The organism is Chitinibacter sp. SCUT-21 (assembly GCA_041874755.1).
GTDB lineage: Bacteria > Pseudomonadota > Gammaproteobacteria > Burkholderiales > Chitinibacteraceae > Chitinibacter.
Map to the genome: position 1 here is coordinate 2,666,611 of CP102611.1, position 18,307 is coordinate 2,684,917.

15 protein-coding genes are annotated in these 18,307 nt (G+C 50.9%); 5 read left to right on the forward strand and 10 right to left on the reverse strand.

All coding sequences use genetic code 11. The features are described from left to right. Window position 1 precedes the first annotated feature (1 nt). A complete protein-coding gene (gene mpl / locus NT239_12355; protein XGA70559.1) occupies window positions 2-1,372 on the reverse strand; it encodes a UDP-N-acetylmuramate:L-alanyl-gamma-D-glutamyl-meso-diaminopimelate ligase in 1,371 nt (456 codons plus the stop codon). A 148-nt stretch (window positions 1,373-1,520) separates the two neighbouring features. On the opposite strand from mpl, the gene NT239_12360 reads away from it, so the two are divergent. Further along, the gene (locus tag NT239_12360) at window positions 1,521-2,492 is read left to right on the forward strand and encodes a GGDEF domain-containing protein (GenBank protein XGA70560.1); all 972 of its coding nucleotides are present in this window, start codon (window positions 1,521-1,523) and stop codon (window positions 2,490-2,492) included. Between the two features lie 57 nt (window positions 2,493-2,549). Here NT239_12360 and NT239_12365 read toward each other — a convergent pair whose 3' ends face one another. The 9 genes from NT239_12365 to def form a co-directional block, all read right to left on the reverse strand. Beyond that, a complete protein-coding gene (locus NT239_12365; GenBank protein XGA70561.1) occupies window positions 2,550-3,179 on the reverse strand; it encodes a LysE family translocator in 630 nt (209 codons plus the stop codon). Between the two features lie 106 nt (window positions 3,180-3,285). Next, window positions 3,286-4,755, reverse strand: coding sequence for a TrkH family potassium uptake protein (locus tag NT239_12370; GenBank protein XGA70562.1), 1,470 nt, complete (start codon window positions 4,753-4,755; stop codon window positions 3,286-3,288). Further along, window positions 4,756-6,132 carry a Trk system potassium transporter TrkA gene (gene trkA, locus NT239_12375; GenBank protein ID XGA70563.1) on the reverse strand — a complete coding sequence of 459 codons (1,377 nt, stop codon included), beginning with the start codon at window positions 6,130-6,132 and terminating at the stop codon, window positions 4,756-4,758. Between the two features lie 75 nt (window positions 6,133-6,207). After that, a complete protein-coding gene (locus NT239_12380) occupies window positions 6,208-7,506 on the reverse strand; it encodes a sigma-54 dependent transcriptional regulator (protein XGA70564.1) in 1,299 nt (432 codons plus the stop codon). Next, window positions 7,499-9,625, reverse strand: a complete 2,127-nt coding sequence (locus NT239_12385) for an ATP-binding protein (protein ID XGA70565.1) — start codon at window positions 9,623-9,625, stop codon at window positions 7,499-7,501. Before NT239_12385 ends, NT239_12380 begins: the two co-directional genes overlap by 8 nt. Continuing rightward, window positions 9,622-10,200, reverse strand: a complete 579-nt coding sequence (locus NT239_12390; GenBank protein XGA70566.1) for a DUF4390 domain-containing protein — start codon at window positions 10,198-10,200, stop codon at window positions 9,622-9,624. The genes NT239_12385 and NT239_12390 overlap by 4 nt, the downstream gene beginning before the upstream one ends. Window positions 10,201-10,213: 13 nt before the next feature. Beyond that, window positions 10,214-11,500, reverse strand: a complete 1,287-nt coding sequence (gene rsmB, locus NT239_12395) for a 16S rRNA (cytosine(967)-C(5))-methyltransferase RsmB (protein XGA70567.1) — start codon at window positions 11,498-11,500, stop codon at window positions 10,214-10,216. Window positions 11,501-11,575: 75 nt separating this feature from the next. Next, complete coding sequence (gene fmt, locus NT239_12400; GenBank protein ID XGA70568.1) at window positions 11,576-12,502, reverse strand: methionyl-tRNA formyltransferase; 927 nt, start codon at window positions 12,500-12,502, stop codon at window positions 11,576-11,578. A gap of 50 nt (window positions 12,503-12,552) precedes the next feature. Next, complete coding sequence (gene def, locus NT239_12405) at window positions 12,553-13,050, reverse strand: peptide deformylase (protein ID XGA70569.1); 498 nt, start codon at window positions 13,048-13,050, stop codon at window positions 12,553-12,555. Window positions 13,051-13,253: 203 nt separating this feature from the next. Here def and NT239_12410 point away from each other — a divergent pair, with 203 nt between their 5' ends. The 4 genes from NT239_12410 to topA all read left to right on the forward strand — a co-directional run bounded on the left by NT239_12410 (window position 13,254) and on the right by topA (window position 18,228). Then, window positions 13,254-14,279 (forward strand): LysM peptidoglycan-binding domain-containing protein, encoded by a 1,026-nt coding sequence (locus NT239_12410; protein ID XGA70570.1) that lies wholly within the window; start codon window positions 13,254-13,256, stop codon window positions 14,277-14,279. A gap of 3 nt (window positions 14,280-14,282) precedes the next feature. Further along, entirely contained in the window at window positions 14,283-15,407 is a 1,125-nt protein-coding gene (dprA, locus tag NT239_12415; protein ID XGA70571.1) for a DNA-processing protein DprA, read from the forward strand. Window positions 15,408-15,410: 3 nt separating this feature from the next. Continuing rightward, entirely contained in the window at window positions 15,411-15,869 is a 459-nt protein-coding gene (locus NT239_12420; protein XGA70572.1) for a DUF494 domain-containing protein, read from the forward strand. Between the two features lie 64 nt (window positions 15,870-15,933). Next, window positions 15,934-18,228: a type I DNA topoisomerase gene (topA, locus tag NT239_12425; GenBank protein ID XGA70573.1), complete on the forward strand. Its 2,295-nt coding sequence runs from the start codon at window positions 15,934-15,936 to the stop codon at window positions 18,226-18,228. Window positions 18,229-18,307 lie beyond the last annotated feature (79 nt).

Sequence of the window (18,307 nt, forward strand, 5' to 3'; positions counted from 1 at the left end):
TTTATGCTGCAAGCTGGCTCAATAATTTGCCATGGATACCGCCAAAACCACCATTGCTCATCACTAAAATTTGATCGCCGGCACGCGCTTCAGCGACAATTGCTGCAATCAATTGATCTAAATCACTAAAACTATGCGCTTTTTCCCCTAACGGCGCGAGTGCTTCGGCAGGATCCCAGCCCAGATTAGCGCCGTAGCAAAACACCACATCGGCCTCGGTCAAACTCGCTGGCAGCGCCGCTTTCATCGTGCCCAGTTTCATCGTGTTCGAGCGCGGCTCTAGCACCGCCAAGATGCGTTGTGTGCCGACTTTCGCGCGCAAGCCAGCAACTGTAGTGGTAATTGCTGTCGGGTGGTGGGCAAAATCGTCGTACACGGTAATTCCGTTCACTGTGCCTTTGACTTCCATGCGGCGTTTGACGTTTTCAAAGCGGGATAGCGCATCAATCGCCACTTGCGGCGTGACGCCAACGTGACGCGCCGCGGCAATCGCGGCCAAAGCATTGTGCGCATTGTGTTCGCCCATCAACGACCACACGAGGCGGCCTTGTTGCTCGCCATTAAACAGCACGTCAAAACCATCGGAATAAATCTCGCCTAAGGCCCAGCCTTGCGCGTCAGCAAACTGCTCCACTTCAGACCAGCAGCCGCGCTCCAATACGCGCTGCAGGCTGTCCTCTTTGCCATTCACAATCACGCGGCCTTGGCCAGGAATGGTGCGCACCAGATGGTGAAATTGCGTTTCAATCGCGCTCAGATCGGCAAAAATATCGGCGTGATCAAATTCCAGATTATTCAAAATCGCAGTGCGCGGGCGGTAGTGGACGAATTTGCTGCGCTTATCAAAAAAAGCCGTGTCGTATTCGTCCGCTTCAATGACAAAAAACGGTGACGTGCTGGCCGCATCTTGGCGCGGCGTGCCCGGAGCGCGCGCCGAAACGCCGAAGTTTTCCGGAATCCCGCCAACCAAAAAGCCCGGCGCTAAACCGGCGTCTTCCAAAATCCACGCCAGCATTGAGGTGGTGGTGGTTTTGCCGTGCGTGCCAGCGACTGCCAATACCCATTTATCGCGCAGCAAATGTTCGCCCAGCCACTGTGGGCCAGAGGTATAGGGTAATCCGGCGTTGAGGATTGCCTCCATCAGCGGCATACCCCGCTTAACCACATTGCCGATCACAAATAGATCAGGCTTGAGCGCAAGTTGTTCTTCGCCAAAACCTTCGATTAATTCAATCCCAAGGCTTTCGAGCTGGGTCGACATCGGCGGGTAAACGTTGGCATCACATCCCGTCACTTTATGGCCTGCCTCACGAGCCAATGCGGCAATGCCGCCCATAAAAGTGCCGCAAATACCGAGAATGTGAATATGCATAATGCGATCCTCTTACCGAGTGCGAGTAATCGGTAATATTGAATTGGAATAAAAAGATGCATCATTGTATCGAACTTGCTTGGCGTAGTCTGCGCCAACACTTACAATCACTTTTCCAAGTATTAGCTTTTCCTTAGGTAGCTTTCAGATGTCTTCAGCAACACCGGTCAATCCGGTCGAAATTGCCCGTATTGCGCTCAAACGATTATCGGAGCGCGGCCTGCCACCGACACCTGAAAATTATGCGCAATTTTATAACGCGATTGTCACGATCAAAGCCCCTGAAAGCAAAACGGCGACCGAGATGCAATTGGCGTGGCAAGTGCTATATAAGCTCGATGATGCTGCGCATGATATGGGGGTAATGACCGAGGGCTTGCTGACCAATCTCTCTGGCTCGACCTCGGTGATGCAGCAAAGCCTGGGTGATCTGCACGCGGTGCGCGAAGCGCATGCGGCGCAAGCGGTCTCGCCTGAAGAGACGCATGCCACGCTGGAAGATTTACTGAATGTGGTGATTAGCACCACGCACAATGTACATTCAACGGTGACGACATCGCATGCGGATTTGCAAACCATCCGTGATTCGATTCGCCATATTGAAGAAGACCTTGCGTTTAATCGCAAAGTGCTCGAGCAAGATGCGCTCACCGGCGCACTTAATCGCCAAGGTTTGGATCATCTGCTCATGCGTGAAGTGAAACGCGCACAGCGGAATGATGCGCGTTTGACTGCAGTGATTATTGATTTGGATGAATTCAAATCAATTAATGATCGCTTTACGCATTTGGTGGGTGATCAGGTGTTGGTGCATATGGCCAATCTAACCAAGGCGGTCTTGCGTGAATCGGATATTTTGGTGCGCTACGGTGGCGAAGAATTTTTAATTCTATTGGTTGATACGGATAACAAAGGCGCGGCGTATGTGGTGGATCGTTTACGTCTGGTTGCGGGTAGAACGCCGTATATGCATCACGCGCAGCGTATTGAAGTGCGCTTTTCGGCTGGGATTGCGCAATTGCGTAATGATGAAAATGGCCGAGCGATGGTTTTGCGTGCCGATGAAGCGTTATACCGCGCAAAAAATAGCGGGCGTGGCAAAACTGAAGTGGCCGAATAATCTGCAGAATCGAGATCTGCATCCTATTAAGCCCAGCCTGTGCGCTGGGCTTCGTATTTACAGCAGGGCGTGATAGCCGTTGCGAATTACGATGATCGCAAAATAAACATACAGCAAGGCCGACATGATATGGCAGCCTTGCTTAAACCTAGCCCCCATGGTCTGACCGCCATGATGGGCGGCCAAGGCGATAAACACAGTCCACGCGACGCCGCCCAGAAAGAAGCCGCTCAGAAAATCGATGGTACTCAAGAGCGTGCCATCTGTCGCTTGTGCGATTAGCGTGCCGCCAACTGCGGCGAACCACAGTATCGACGTTGGGGAAGCCATCGCGAGTGTTAATCCGCGCGAAAATAGATGGCGGCGGCTTGGTAGGGCCGGGTGCTCACCTTCGGCACGGCTTGCATCGCGCAAAGCTTCACGCGCCATTTTAAAGGCCAGATAGAGTAGTAAAGAACCGCCGCCGAGCCACGTTAGCCACTGTACCCACGCAAATTGCAGCAAAAAGCTCATCCCTGCTAGCGCCAAAATGGCGTAGGCCAGATCGCCAAAGCACGAGCCAAAGCCCATCCACAGCGCAGCTTTGCGGCCGTATTTGAGCGTCACATCGATCATCGCAACATTAACGATACCAATATCCAGACACAGAGACAGTGAAAGTAAAAAGCCGGTGAAAAAAGTATCCATCGCGCTAGCTTACTGCTGCACTTCGCGCGTGGATATTGGGGATTTGGCTAGTTGCTTGGAGTATTGCTCTGTAGGCTATTTCAGATCTGGCCTACAGAGCAATACCTTAGTTTCGCCAGAAGGCGGTTGTGAATAAAATCAAGACCGAGAAGATTTCCAAGCGACCCAGCAGCATCGTAAAGCTGCACACCCAAGTTTGAAAGTCGGTCAACCCGGCATAATTGCTGGCCGGGCCCACTTCCCCCAAGCCAGGGCCTGCATTATTGATGCAGGCAATGATGGCCGAAAAGCTACTGATAAAATCCAAGCCCGACAGCAATAACACAAAGGTCAGTACCACGATGCTGGCAAAATAGATAAAGACAAAACCCATTACCGAAAATAGGATCGAATTGGGAATAATTTGGCCATTAACCCGCAGTGGGTGTACGCCTTGTGGGTGCAGTAGCGTGGACATTTGGCGCGATACTTCGCGTACTTGAATCATTGTGCGGATCATTTTAATCCCGCCGCCCGTTGAACCTGCGCACGCTGTAACGCAAGATAAAAACAGCATCACCAGCGGCACCAAGATCGGCCACGCGCCAAAATCGACGCTGGCAAAGCCGCAATCGGTGGCGAGCGACACCAAATTAAACGCCACATGACGCAGTGCGGTTAGAAATTCAGGGTAAGTGTTTTGCCAAACCAGATATGCGGCGCAACCGAGTGTGGAGACCACAATCAGCATGAGCATCGCTTTAAATTCGCTGTCTTTGGCGTAGACCGACAGTTTGCGCCCCGAGAGCGCGAAATAATGCGTGGCAAAATTGGTCGCAGCCAGCAGCATAAAAACGATCAAAATGCCTTCGATCACTGGCGAATTAAAATAGCCGACGCTTGCGTCTTTGGTCGAAAAACCGCCGAGGCACAAGGCGGCAAAGGCGTGGCAAACTGCATCGAGCCAGCTCATGCCGCCTACGTATTTCAGTAGTAAAGCGCAAATCAGCGTGAGGCCGGCGTAAATTAACCACAAATTGCGTGCCGTTTCGTGGATGCGCGGCGTGAGTTTGCTGTCTTTAATTGGACCTGGTGTTTCGGCTTTAAATAGCTGCATACCCCCTACACCTAATAGCGGCAAGATCGCTACAGCCAATACGATGATACCCATACCACCTAGCCAGTTTAGTAGGTGACGCCACAGATTGATCGAAGGCGGCAAATGATCCAGCCCCGTAAACACCGTCGCCCCCGTGGTGCTGAGTGCCGACATGGTTTCAAAGTAGGCATCGGTAAAGCTGGTGTTGGGGTTAAATAACAATAGCGGCACCGCCGCGACCGCAGGAAGCAAGCTCCAGACACCGACCACAAGTACAAAGCCGTCGCGTGAGCGCATTTCGCGTTTGTATTTGCGCGTAAGCACAATCGTGCTCAGGCTGACTAGCAGTAGCGCAGCCAGTGAGTCGATGAACGGCCATAAACCGGCATCATTATTCCACCACGCGACAATGATCGGCACGATGATCGAGAGTGAAAACAGCGCAGAAACGCGTGCCAAAACATTGACGGTGGGGAGAAGGCGTTGCGAAAGCGTCATTTAGAAGAACCCAATTTTGACGGCAAAGAGTTGCTCAATAGCGCGAATGTGATTTTTGTTGTCGATAAACACGACCACATGGTCTTCGTTTTCAATCACGGTATCATGGTGCGCCATAATGACCTGTTCGCCACGAATGACCGCGGCCAAATTGGCGCCTTGTGGTAGTTTGATTTCTTCAACTCGCCGACCAACCACGCGCGAATTGCTGCGATCACCATGCGCAATCAATTCGATCGCCTCGGCCTCGCCACGGCGCAGGCTATGCACGGCCACGATATCGCCTTGACGAACGTGAGTGAGTAGGGCGCCAATGGTGGCTTGGGCTGGCGAAATCGCCACGTCGATTTTTCCGCCTTGCAATAAATCAACGTAGCGCGAGCGATTGATAATCGCGACGACTTTACGCGCACCCATTTGTTTGGCCAATAAAGACGACATGATGTTGTCTTCGTCGTCGGAAGTTAGCGCCAAGAAGAGATCGCAGCGATCGACTTGCTCGTTGTCGAGCAGATTTTCATCGGTGGCTTCACCGCGCAAAATTAGGCATTTAGGTAAATGCTCTGCCAGCCATTGTGCACGCTCACGGTTGATTTCGATGATTTTGACTTGATAGTCGTCGGCCAAAACTTGCGCAAGTCGATAGCCGACATTGCCGCCACCGCAAATCGTGATGCGCTTAATGGCTTGCTCGGTTGCACGTAGCAAGGACAACACCGTGCGAATGTCTTTGCGTGCGGCTAAAAAGAAAACCTCATCACCCACGCTGAGTGTTGTCGCTCCATCAGGGTTGATCCGCTTGTTTTTGCGATAGATCGACACGACCCGACAATCGACCTCATCGAGGTATTGCGCCATCGTTGCAAGATCTTTGCCATCCATGCGAGAGCCTGCTTCAACACGAACTGCCACCATTTTGGCGCGTGCCTTGCCAAAATCGAGCACTTGCAGCGCTTCGGGAGTGGCGACTAAACGTGCCAATAAATCGGTGACAATCTGCGCCGGCGTAATAATATGGTCAATCGCAAACCCATCGGTATTGAATAATTCTGCGTGCGATAGAATGTCTTGGTCGCGAATACGCCCCAAACGGGTTGGAATATTAAACAGCCGATGCGCCATTTTGCAGGCGACCATATTGAGCTCGTCGGATGGGGTGACGGCCAGTAACAGATCGGCATCTGCTGCGCCAGCATTGGCTAAGGTCACTGGGTTGGCGGCGTGCCCGACTAAAGTTTTTAGATCGAGTTTGTCGGCCAAAGGCTGGAGATTGCTGGCATTTTCATCCACGATGGTGACGTTGTAGTTTTCGCGAACTAATTGCTCGGCAACCGAAGTGCCGACCCGGCCTGCGCCGAGGATCAGGATATTGGGCATAGCTACTCCAGCGGGATCACCGCCACAAGTTGCAACGCCGACGATGGGAGATTCGTCGGCGCTGTCGGGGTTAAATTACGCTTCTTCTAGATTGCGCAATTTACGGGGCATTTGTATCCCCAGTTGTTTCAGTTTTCGATACAGGTGCGTGCGCTCGAGGCCAATACGCTCGGCAACACGGCTCATATTGCCATTCGATAGCTCGATTTGGCGTTCCAAGTAAAAGCGCTCGAATTGATCACGCGCTTCACGCAATGGCAAATCCAAGTCGATTTGCGGCAATGGCATTGCTTGTTGGATTTCTGTGGTGGCGACTTGCGATTCTGGTGAGAGTTGAGCCAATAAGCGGCTAACTGGCAAGATATCAATATCGCCATCACGCCCCGTCAAAGCCAAACTTTTCACCACATTCGCAAGCTGATCGATATTGCCAGGCCATTCTTGCTGGCTGAGCAATTGCAAGGCCGATTTCGAGAAGCGACGAACGCCCAATTTATTCACGGCAACAGTTTGTGCCAGCAGGTTTTCCGCCAGACTCGGGATGTCTTCCGCGTGGTTGCGTAGCGCTGGTACTGGCACAATAATTTGCGTCAGCTGGCGAAGTAACTCAGGCTCAATCAGACCGGTTAATTGATCTAGTGGGCGAGTTGACGCCGTTACCAATCGAACTTTGTGCTTTTCAAGCTTCGGAATCAGATTGAGTAAACCGGTTTGCGCTTTACGATCCAACCAAGCAATATCGCGGACAAAAATTGTGCCGCCTGCCGCGCGAGTCAACATGTCTTGCGGTGGGAGTGCCAATTCTTCATTTGAGTTTGGCGCGACGAAACCGCCCCCTGTGCGGGTGAGATGACGGGCGCATGCTTCAAAACCAGAGCCAGGTTCACCGGTTAAGATCAGAGGCAGGGACTGACTTGCAACTTGGTCAAGTGCCTCGCGCAGCGCATTAATCGTGCTGCTCGTTCCCAGGCTCTGCAGACCCTGCGTTGGCTTTACCGAGTGAGCGGGTTGCGAAAATGCGCGCTTCACTGCGGCTAGCAATTTTTGCAAGCCAATGGGTTTTTCTAAAAAGTCGAGTGCGCCGATGCGAGTGGCTTCAACGGCGGTGTCGACCGTTGCGTGCCCAGACATCATGACGACCGGCATCGTGAGTTGGCCATTACGCGCCCATTCTTTGAGTAGCGTCACACCATCGGTGTCCGGCATCCAAATGTCGAGTAGTACCAGCTTTGGTTCAGCTTGGTTACGGTATTTACGTGCAGCCTCAGCATTTTCAGCGAGTGCAACGCTATACCCTTCATCCAGTAAGATCTCAGATAAAAGTTCGCGAATACCAACTTCATCATCAACGATCAGAATTTCTTGATTAACCACTTATTGTTTCCTCCCAGAGCGGCAACTCGATCCGAACGTAAGCGCCAGTGGCATTGCCCACCTGAACCCGCCCGTGATGTTCTTCAATAATTTTTTTAACAATGGCCAAACCCAAACCCGTGCCCTTGGTTTTTGACGTGACATACGGCTCAAAAACGCGGGGTAGCAAATCGGCAGGGAAGCCTTTGCCGCTATCTTCGATATAAAGACGCGCCCATTTTTCGTCTTTTTCGAGAATAAGGCAAATCTGTTTTTCATCGACCTCTGCAATTGCGTCTTGTGCATTCTGTAATAGGTTGTGAATGACTTGACGTAAATGGGTGGCGTCGCCGTTGACCATCAGCGAGTCATGGACTCGGAATTCACGAATCACCGGTGACGCTTCGTACAACACTAGGACTTCCTTGACCAAGGCCATAAAGTCCAGTGGTTTCTTTTTGCCCGACGGTTTGCGCGCATAATCGCGGAAGGCATCGACCATTTGTTTCAGTGCCGCAACTTGCTTGATGATGGTTTGCGTGTTGCGGGTTAAGAAATCTGCGCCAGTTTGGTCGAGTTTGTCGACCAATTTAATTTCCATCCGCTCGGCGGAAAGTTGAATTGGCGTGAGCGGATTTTTAATTTCGTGCGCTAAGCGGCGTGCTACTTCACCCCAAGCAGCATCACGCTGCGCGGATAACAGCTCGGTAATGTCGTCAAATACCAAAACATAGCCGTGCAAGTCTTCGGCGCCGTCGATGATTTGCGTTAACCGAGTGCCGCGTACCAGTAAGACACGTTTTTCATCGGCCAAATCAATTTGGCGCTGCCACACTTCTTCGTCGGATAAAAAGCCGTGAATGGTGTGCGCGGCAAATGCGGTGAGCGCCGGGTAGCTTTCGTTCCAGCGTGATAAGGGTTGACCAATGATACGCTCTGGATCCAAGCCCAAAATGCGCGAGGCGCTTTGATTAATCGATTTGAGTTGCCATTCTTCGTCAAATGACAATACACCGGCAGAGAGGGACGCTAAGATCGCCTCAACATAGGCTTTGGCTTCGGCTTGTTCAGCTTGGTTTTCTTCCAGCTTGTCTCGTGCATCGGCCAGCTGCCGTGTCATGCGATTAAACGAGTGAGTTAAAATACCCAGCTCATCGCGGCTGATCACGGGGTGTTGCTGCGTAAAATCGCCTTGCGCTACCGCGCGTGTTCCCGCCGCTAAAACACCCAGCGGGGCTGCTAGTTTGTCTGATAAATAAATTGCCAGAGCCAGCGCGCCTAACAGTGCAATGGTTAATGCAATGGTGAGGGTCAGGCTGTAAATGATTTTCAGCCCTTGTCGTGATTGTGAGAGCTGTTTGTAATCACTGCGGACTTGTTCAACCAATTCGGCATCTTGCGCTAATTGTGCCGGCACCGGCTGCATTAATTGCAATAAACGGGTGCGATTGCCGATTTCCCCTTCGGGCATCGGCACGATGACCCGCATCATTAACCCATTTAAATCTGATTTTTCCAGCCCGCGATAACTGCCACGTAAAGCCTCACGGACTAACTCGCGGGAGGGTAATTGCGGAATCAATGCCGCATATTCGTTACCAACGTTGGCATACAACTGGTTGTTGTCATCAAACAACGTAATTTCTTGGACGCCAGTTTGCTCGCGCAATTTGGATAGACGAGCAAACACCGAGCTTTCACTATTGTCGTGTACATCCCACGCAATAACGCTGGCTTTGCGCTCAAGCTCGCCTAGCTGAAAATCGATCGCATTGCGCCCCAAATTCAATCCACGATCAAGCGCGTTATCAACACGAACGTCGAACCAAGCTTCAATGGAGCGATTTAAAAATTGAACAGAGAGGGTGTAGACCAAAGCTCCTGGTAGCACCGCCACCAGCGCGAACATAAACACCATGCGCAAGGTGAGCCGCGAGCCAAACACCTTGCGTTTGACGCGTTTAACTAACCGAGTGAGGCGGGTGCCGACCAGAAGGGCCATACCCAATAGGAGTGCTACATTGAGCCCAAGTACTAAGCCGTAGTAGTTAGAAAATTGTGAGGTATTGCTAGATGCGGTTGCTAGCAAAAATAATAAAACAGCGGCTAAACAAGCGATTAATAACAGCCAGCGTTTCACTGCTCAATCTCCGCTTCTGCGCTCAACACCTGCAGCTCATTCCAATTGGATTCCAGCTGCCAATTGGCGTTGCCAATGGTGCTAACTTGATAGGTTTTCGGCAGTTGTGAGCCATCTAGTCGCAGTCGAATTCGCCCAGCGAAATCCTCAGGATCGATGTTGGCGTTATCGAGAACTTTCCAATGTTTTAGTTGTCCTAACACTGCTAGCGCTTCTTCGAGTGAGTTGAAGTGGCGTGTAACGGAATTTGAAGCTACGCGATACTGTTTGGTGAGAGGCAGGTAGCTAAGACGCAATGCGAGTTGTGCATTAGGGCCAAAACCTTCGGCCACTTGGCGATACCAAGCATACATTCTGGGTTTGCTGAGTTTGAACTCGTATACAAAAGGAAGTGTTAAGCCATTTTTAAGGGCGTCTTCCAGATCGCTATTGAGTACCACGCTATATTTGGCGAAAAGCTCTATCTGTTGCGGTTTGACTGAGGCTTCCATTTTGGTGCCGCGAATTTCAGCGGCATGCCCCTGCTGGATGGCTAAGAGCAATAGTAGGCAGGCGCTAAAATAGCGCCAGCTCATACGCGCCATTGTGTTAAACGGCTTTGGTAAATAAAGCGTAGTAAAAACCATCATGCTCTGAATTGGGTAGTAGCTGACCCTCGCTGAGGTCGGCTGGAATATATTCGCTACTCAAAACTTCCCATTGCGCATCAGGGTGGCGCGCGGCAAAGGCTTGGGCAGACAATCTGTTTTCCACAGGAAACACAGAGCACGTAGCGTACAGTAGTTTGCCGCCTGACGCTATGAGTGGCCAAAGCTGGTCCAGCATTTTTTCTTGTTGACGTGCAAATTCAGCAAAATCTTCAGGTCGACGCAACCATTTTATATCAGGGTGGCGTCGCGCTACGCCCGTCGCCGAGCAGGGGACGTCAGCCAAAATACGATCAAACGGTTTCCCATCCCACCAGCTGGTAGGCTCACTGGCGTTGGCGGCCAGCACTGTGGCACTGAAATTTAAACGCGATAAATTATCTTCAACGCGTTTTAAGCGGCCCGCGTCGGCGTCGATCGCGGTTAAATCGACGTTAGCCAATTCCAGAATATGGCCCGTCTTGCCGCCCGGCGCGGCGCAAGCATCGAGCACGCGCATGCCATCTTTCACGTCCAGCAAATGCGCTGCGGCTTGCGCGCCCCAATCTTGCACCGACACCCAGCCATCAAAGAAATGCGGTAAGGCGTCCACAGACTGGGCTTTTTCCAGTTGAATGCTGTACTGACTAAGGCGACGCGCAGCGATGCCGCGTTCAGCTAACAAGGCTAAGTACTGATCCGCATCACCGTGGCGGCGATTAACGCGCAAGGTCATTGGCGGGTGCTGATTATTCGCCTGCAAGATTTGTTGCCATTGCTTTGGATAGGCATTTTTCATTTCAGTCATCCACCATTTGGGATGGCTGAATTTGGCGCGCTCGTTTTTTTGCACCGCCACGACGAGTTCGTCCTTTTGGCGCAAAAAGCTGCGCAGTACCGCATTAACCAAGCCTTTACCCTTGCCTTGCCCAATTTTGGCCGCGACATTGACGGCGTGATCGACCACCGCGTGCGCGCCGGCGCGGGTAAATTGCAATTGATACAAGGTGGTCAGTAGCAGCACTTTGAGCTCAAGCTCTTTCAACGGTTTGTTGGCGAGGGTGTTTAAAATCGCTTCGAGCAGGCCGAGATGACGCAAAGTGCCGTAGGCAATATCTTGCACCGCGCCGCGTTGCTGCGGCGTGATATTTGGGTTTTGGCGCCAAGTGGTACTCAGTGCTTCGGTCAAATTTTGTCCTGAGAGCACCGCAAAAACGGTTTCACAGGCGAGGGTTTGCGTGAGTAACATTCAGACTTCCGAATCGGTGGGTATGTGCTTGGGGGTTAATCTGATTTAAGTTTTCAGGCTTATACCCCGTTGGTGTTATTGGCCTAGTTGCTGGCCTGCAGCGAGTTCATTGCCGCTTAAAAAAGCTTGAGCGCCCAGGCGTTTGCCGCCGGCTTTTTGCAACTCGGTAATGCGCAATGCGTTTTCGCCGCAGGCGACGATAATCGCCTCTTTTTCGAGTGCAAGAATTTCTCCAGGCGCACCATGGCCCTCCGTGACGCTGGCCTGCCAGATTTTCAATGCTTGGCCTTGCCAAGTGGTTTGGGCGCTCGGGAAGGGGTTAAAGGCGCGGATCATGCGATCAAGCTCGCTGGCGCTGGCTGACCAGACAATTTGCGCTTCTTCTTTCTTTAATTTTTCCGCGTACGTCACGCCTTCTTCGGGCTGCACTTGGCGCGTGCTTTGCAATTGCGGCAAATCGTTCAGTGCAGCAACAATCGCTTGCGCGCCTTGCGCGGCGAGTTTGTCGTGCAAGGTGGTCGCGTTGTCGTCGCTTAAAATTGCGGTGCGATGAATCGACAGCATATCTCCTGTGTCGAGCCCCGCGTCCATTTGCATGATCGTGATGCCGGTTTCGGCGTCGCCCGCCAAAATGGCGCGCTGAATCGGTGCCGCACCGCGCCAACGTGGCAGCAAGGACGCGTGAATATTGAGGCAGCCTAAACGAGGCAAATCCAATACGGCTTGCGGGAGTATAATGCCGTAGGCCGCAACGACCATGACGTCTGCGTCAATACCCTTGAGTGGTGCTTGCTGTTCCGCGGTACGCAACTTTTCCGGTTGATAGACAGTAAGGCCGTGTTTGAGGGCGACTTCTTTGACGGCTGACGCGGTCAGTTTCATGCCACGGCCACTGGGTCGGTCCGGCTGCGTGAGCACTAAGGCGATGTCGTGGCCTGCAGCGATCAGCGCCTCAAGCGCGCTCGCCGCAAAATCCGGCGTGCCGGCAAAGATTATTTTCATAACTCAATTTCAGTACTGGAGAGGTAAAAGGTGCGATTGGGGCGGCTCGCTTACATCGCTTTGCGTTTTTTTAGCTTTTGCACAATGCGATTGAGCTTCAGGCGCGAGAGCTTTTCGACAAAAACCTTGCCATTCAAGTGATCGATTTCATGCTGAATACAGATCGCGAGTAAGCCATCTGCGGCCAGTTCGAATGGTTTGCCCTGAGCATCGAGTGCTTTGATTTTGATGGTTTCAGCGCGTTCGACTTCTTCATAAATCCCCGGCACTGACAAGCAACCTTCTTCATAGGTTGTGATGCCGTTCATCTCTATAATTTCAGGGTTGATCAGCACCAGAAGATCATCTTTGTTTTCTGATAGATCGATGACGACCAAGCGCTTGTGGTAATCCACTTGCGTGGCGGCCAGGCCAATGCCGGGCGCTGCATACATGGTTTCAGCCATATCATTGATTTGGCGTTGTAAAGCCGCATCAAATTCAGTGATAGGTTGTGCAACTGTGTGCAAACGCTCGTCGGGGTAGTGCAAAATATTAAGAATTGCCATCTTTGCTTGCTAGACCAAAAGTTTGTGATGCAGAATCGGTTAAATTATTGCTTAAGCTTAAAACATCATATAGAAATTTGAATAGGACTGCATTTTATATCTAAGACCTATCCAAGTTGAAAATTTACTTGCTGTACTAAGGCGAGAACTGGGCTCACACTATGCGTAAATCAATTATATCCCTTCTTATGCTGGCCGGATTCATGGCTGGTACAGCCTCTGCCGATGAGCTCAAGCTCGCGCAAAATGCGCCAGAGAGCTACACGGTGGTTAAAGGCGATACGCTTTGGGGGATCTCGGGGAAGTTTCTAAAACAGCCTTGGCGCTGGCCAGAGATTTGGCAACTAAATAAAGCCGAGATTAAAAACCCACATTGGATTTACCCTGGTGATGTGATTGTACTTGCGACTTGCAACGGCAAGCCATGTTTACGGCTACTGAAGAATGCAAAAGCCGACGGACGTCGTGGTACGGGTAAGTTAAGCCCGCGTGTTCGTGCTACGCCATTAGAGGGGGATGCGATTCCAAGTATTGCAATGACCTCCATTGAGCCATTTTTCTATAAACCATTAATTATGGATATGGAGACCTTCAAGGCCGCGCCACGCATTGCTGCAGGCCCTGATGACCGTGTGATGTATACCACCGGAGATCAAATCTATGCCGTGGGTATGCCTGACGTAGAGCCAGGCGAAACGTATCAAGTATTTCGCAAAGGTAAGGAAATCAAAAATCCGGATAATCTGAAAGAAACGCTTGGCATGGAAGTCAATTATCTGGGCGATGTGATCGTAAATAAAGCGGGTGATGTACAAACGCTCAAAGTGCTATCGACAGTACGCGAAATACAAATTGGCGATCGCATGGTTAAAACGCCAGAAAAGACCTTCCTCAATTACGCGCCGCATCTGCCTGTTCAATCCATCGAAGGTAAGGTGGCATCAACCTATGCCGATGTGGTCGATGTTGGTTCGCTGATGACCGTGGTCATTAACAAGGGTGCACTGGATGGTGTAGATGTAGGTACTGTTTTCTTTACTTACAAAGCGCCACGTGTGGTTAAAAAGGAGGAGAAATCTGAGCCAGATCGTATGACTCCGCCGATTAAGAATGCCAACCTCTTTATTTACCGCGTTTTCCCAAATCTATCGTACGGCTTAGTGCTCGATAGCACGATGCCAGTGAATGTGGGTGATGTGGTTAGTGCGGAAGCTAGTCTTGCGGAGTGATGATTGCTGACTCATGATGAATTAGTCCCGTGGTTGCGACTTAGTCTAGTGAAAGGCTTGGGACCACGGGGGCAAATTCAACTATTACGGGCTCTGGGTGAGCCCGTTGCTATTTTTGCCGCTCCCTATGAGCAATTACGCGCGCTGGTGACGGATCCGTTGGCACAGACTATTGTTGCGACACGAGAGCTCGAGCTTCCGCAAATTGAAATGACTTTGCGCTGGCTTAATGAGCCTAATCGACTGATTTTGACCTTGGCTGATGAGCAATATCCTAAGAAACTACTCGATTTACCCGATCCGCCTTGCGTGCTTTATGCTCAGGGGAAGTTAGATTTTTTAAATAAGCCTGCCTTAAGCGTGGTTGGTAGTCGAAACGCTAGTGCTCAAGGCATTCAAAATGCGCATTCGTTTGCCCACTATGTGTCGACACAAGGGGTAACGATTGTCAGTGGCTTAGCCACCGGTATTGATGCTGCGGCTCATCGTGGTGGTTTAGCTGGGGTTGGGGCTAGTATAGCTGTTGTGGGGACAGGCTTAGATCGTGTGTATCCGGCATCAAATCATCAATTAGCCCACCAGCTAGCTGCCGATGGATTAATCTTGTCTGAGTTGGCCTTGGGTTCGCCGCCTAAGTCGGAACACTTTCCACGGCGAAATCGTATGATAGCGGCGCTGGGTTTGGGTTGTTTGGTGGTTGAGGCTGCCCTTGGTAGTGGATCGCTGATTACCGCTCGGCAAGCGTTGGAGCTTGGGCGTGAGGTTTTTGCCATTCCGGGCTCGATCCATTCGCCTTTGGCAAAAGGATGTCACCAGCTAATTAAGAATGGCGCTAAGCTGGTTGAGTCAGGTGCTGATATTTTCGAGGAGTTGGCCGCGCCTTTATCTTTATTTGAGCTGCCCAAAGGCTCGAACGCGATTGAGAAAAAGCCGAAAAAGGCAATAGAAGTGGATCCGATTTTATGCCAAATGGGCTGGGATCCGATTGAATTTGATGCGTTGATTGAAGTAACTGGCTTGACTAGTGAGGCGCTGTGCGCGATTCTGTTAGGTTTAGAATTAGAAGGGCAGATTTCTTGCTTGCCGGGTAATCGATACCAGCGCTTAGCAGGAACTGGGAAAAGCTAAAATATGCTGGAAGTGCTAGCCTACCTTTTTGAGCAGTTTTATAACGCGGACGGACTGCCTGATGTCTCCCAATTGGCCAAAAAATTGTCATTGGCCGGTTTTGAGGGCGAAGACATTCATGATGCATTGGCTTGGCTGGGTGAGTTAAAACAGATTGATGTCACCCCGTATCGTGCTTTAGATCAAGCCGATGCGCCTTTGCGTTGCTTGCAGCCGATCGAATTGGCTCGATTTAGTGATGAGGCAGCCCAGTTTATGTTTTCGCTGGATGCCACTAGAATTTTGACCGCTGGCGAGCGCGAGTTAGTGCTTGACCGAGTTTGGCGTGAGCCCGAAGGTGAAGTTAGCTGCGAGCGGATTAAGTTGATTGTGTTGATGGTGATTTGGCAAAAGCGGGATGCATTGTCTAATCTCCTGATCGAAGACTTGCTCTTTGGCCGAGATGGCGCAGCGTTCCATTAAAAACAATGCTGTGGCTACTTAGCTGTTTTAATTAAAACTATTGAATCTTTATTAACGGGGAACCATGCCCGCAAATCTATTAATCGTAGAGTCGCCTTCTAAGGCGAAGACGCTGCAAAAATACTTAGGCAAAGATTTTCAAATCTTGGCTTCCTACGGTCACGTGCGCGGCTTAGTCCGTAAAAATGGTTCGGTCGATCCTGAGAATGACTTCAAGATGAAGTATCAGGTCATCGACAAAAACAAAAAACACGTCGACGCCATCTGTGAAGCGGTAGATCAAGCCGATAACGTCTACCTCGCATCCGATCCGGACCGCGAAGGTGAGGCGATTTCTTGGCATATTTTGGAAATCTTAAAAGCCAAAAAGCTGCTAAAGCCAGAAAAGCTGTTTAAGCGTGTCGTATTTCACGAGATTACTGAGACAGCAGTACTGAATGCGGTTGCTAATCCTCGCGATTTGGATTTCAACCTCGTGAACGCGCAGCAAGCACGTAGCGCCTTGGATTACCTGGTCGGCTTTAATTTGTCACCATTGCTATGGCGCAAAGTACGTACCGGCCTTTCTGCTGGTCGTGTGCAAAGCCCCGCTCTGCGCCTGATTTGCGAGCGCGAAAATGAAATTCGTGCGTTTAACGCGCAAGAATATTGGACTGTTCACCTCGACACGAAAAAAGGCCGCAGCAAAGTTGCAGCTAAGCTAACGACTTGGCAAGGCAATAAGCTCGATCAGTTCGATATCCCGAATGAATCGGTGCAGGCTGATATTTTGGCGGGGCTGGCTGGCAAAGAGGCTGTCGTTCATTCGGTTGAAAAGAAAAAGAAATCGCGTAGCCCAGCTGCGCCATTTACCACGTCAACGCTGCAGCAAGAGTCGGTTCGTAAACTCGGATTTACCACCGATCGTACGATGCGGACCGCGCAATCTTTGTACGAAGGTATCAATCTCGGTGGCGAAACCGTCGGTTTGATTACCTATATGCGTACCGACTCGGTGGCCTTGTCGAATGACGCTTTGGCTGAAATTCGCGATTATATTTCGAGCAATTTTGATAAAGACTATTTACCGAATTCGCCCGTAGCGTACAAAAACAAAGCGAAGAATGCGCAAGAGGCGCACGAGGCGATTCGCCCGACGTCGATTTTGCGCACGCCCGAATCAGTAAAAACCTTCCTGTCGCCTGAGCAATTTAAGCTGTATCAAATGATCTGGAAACGCACCTTGTCGTGCCAGATGACGCCAGCGAAATTTGATACCGTCGCCGTTGATATTGCCGTAGGTGGGCCAGAAAATCTGTTCCGCGCCACGGGTCAAACCTTGGTATTCCCAGGCTTTATCGCCGTTTACCAAGAAGATGCGGACGACGTTGAAGACGATGAAGACGAAGCGCGTCTGCCGGTGTTGACTGAAGGCGATGCTTTGCCGGTGGAGAAAATCTACGGCGAGCAGCATTTCACCCAGCCGCCGCCGCGCTTCACCGAGGCGAGCTTGGTGAAATCGCTCGAAGAATTTGGCATCGGTCGCCCTTCAACGTACGCATCGATTATTTACACGTTGAAAGATCGTGAATACGTCATTCTGGATAAAAAACGCTTCACGCCGACCGATACCGGCGAAGTGGTGAATAAATTCCTGACCGAGCATTTTACGCAATACGTGGACTACAACTTCACCGCGAAGCTGGAAGACAAGCTCGATGAAATCTCAACTGGCTCACGTGAGTGGGTACCGGTGCTTGATGAATTCTGGAAAAAATTCCACAAGCAGTGCGAAGAAAAACAGGCGCTGTCACGTGCTGAAGTCACGCATGAAGCGATGGACGAAGATTGTCCGAAATGCGGCAAGCACAAATTGTCGATTCGCTTAGGCCGTCGCGGCCGCTTTATTAGCTGTAGCTCGTACCCTGAGTGCGACTACACGCGCAATATTGGCGACGATCCCAACGCTGCGCCGATTGAGCCTGAAGTGGTGCCAGATCGCACGTGTCCGAAGTGCGAATCGGCTTTGCATATCAAGGTGGGTCGTTACGGCAAGTTTATTGGTTGCTCCAATTATCCGAAGTGCAAACACATAGAGCCGTTGGAAAAACCAAAAGACACCGGCGTTGAGTGTCCTGAATGTCATAAAGGCAGTTTGATCGAACGTAAGAGCCGCTACGGCAAGATGTTCTACTCGTGCAATACTTATCCAGATTGCAAGTACGCGACGTGGAACCCGCCAGTGGCGGAGGCTTGCCCGCAGTGCAAATGGCCGGTGATGACGATTAAAGTGACCAAACGTCGGGGAACTGAAAAAGTTTGCCCGCAAAAAGAGTGTGGTTACAGCGAAGTACTGATTCCACCGCCAGCAAAAGAATAAAGTCATATGCTGATTAAAACGGGAATTCTGTTGAATTCCCGTTTTACGTTTGTTTAGTCGAAAATAACCAATTATTGAC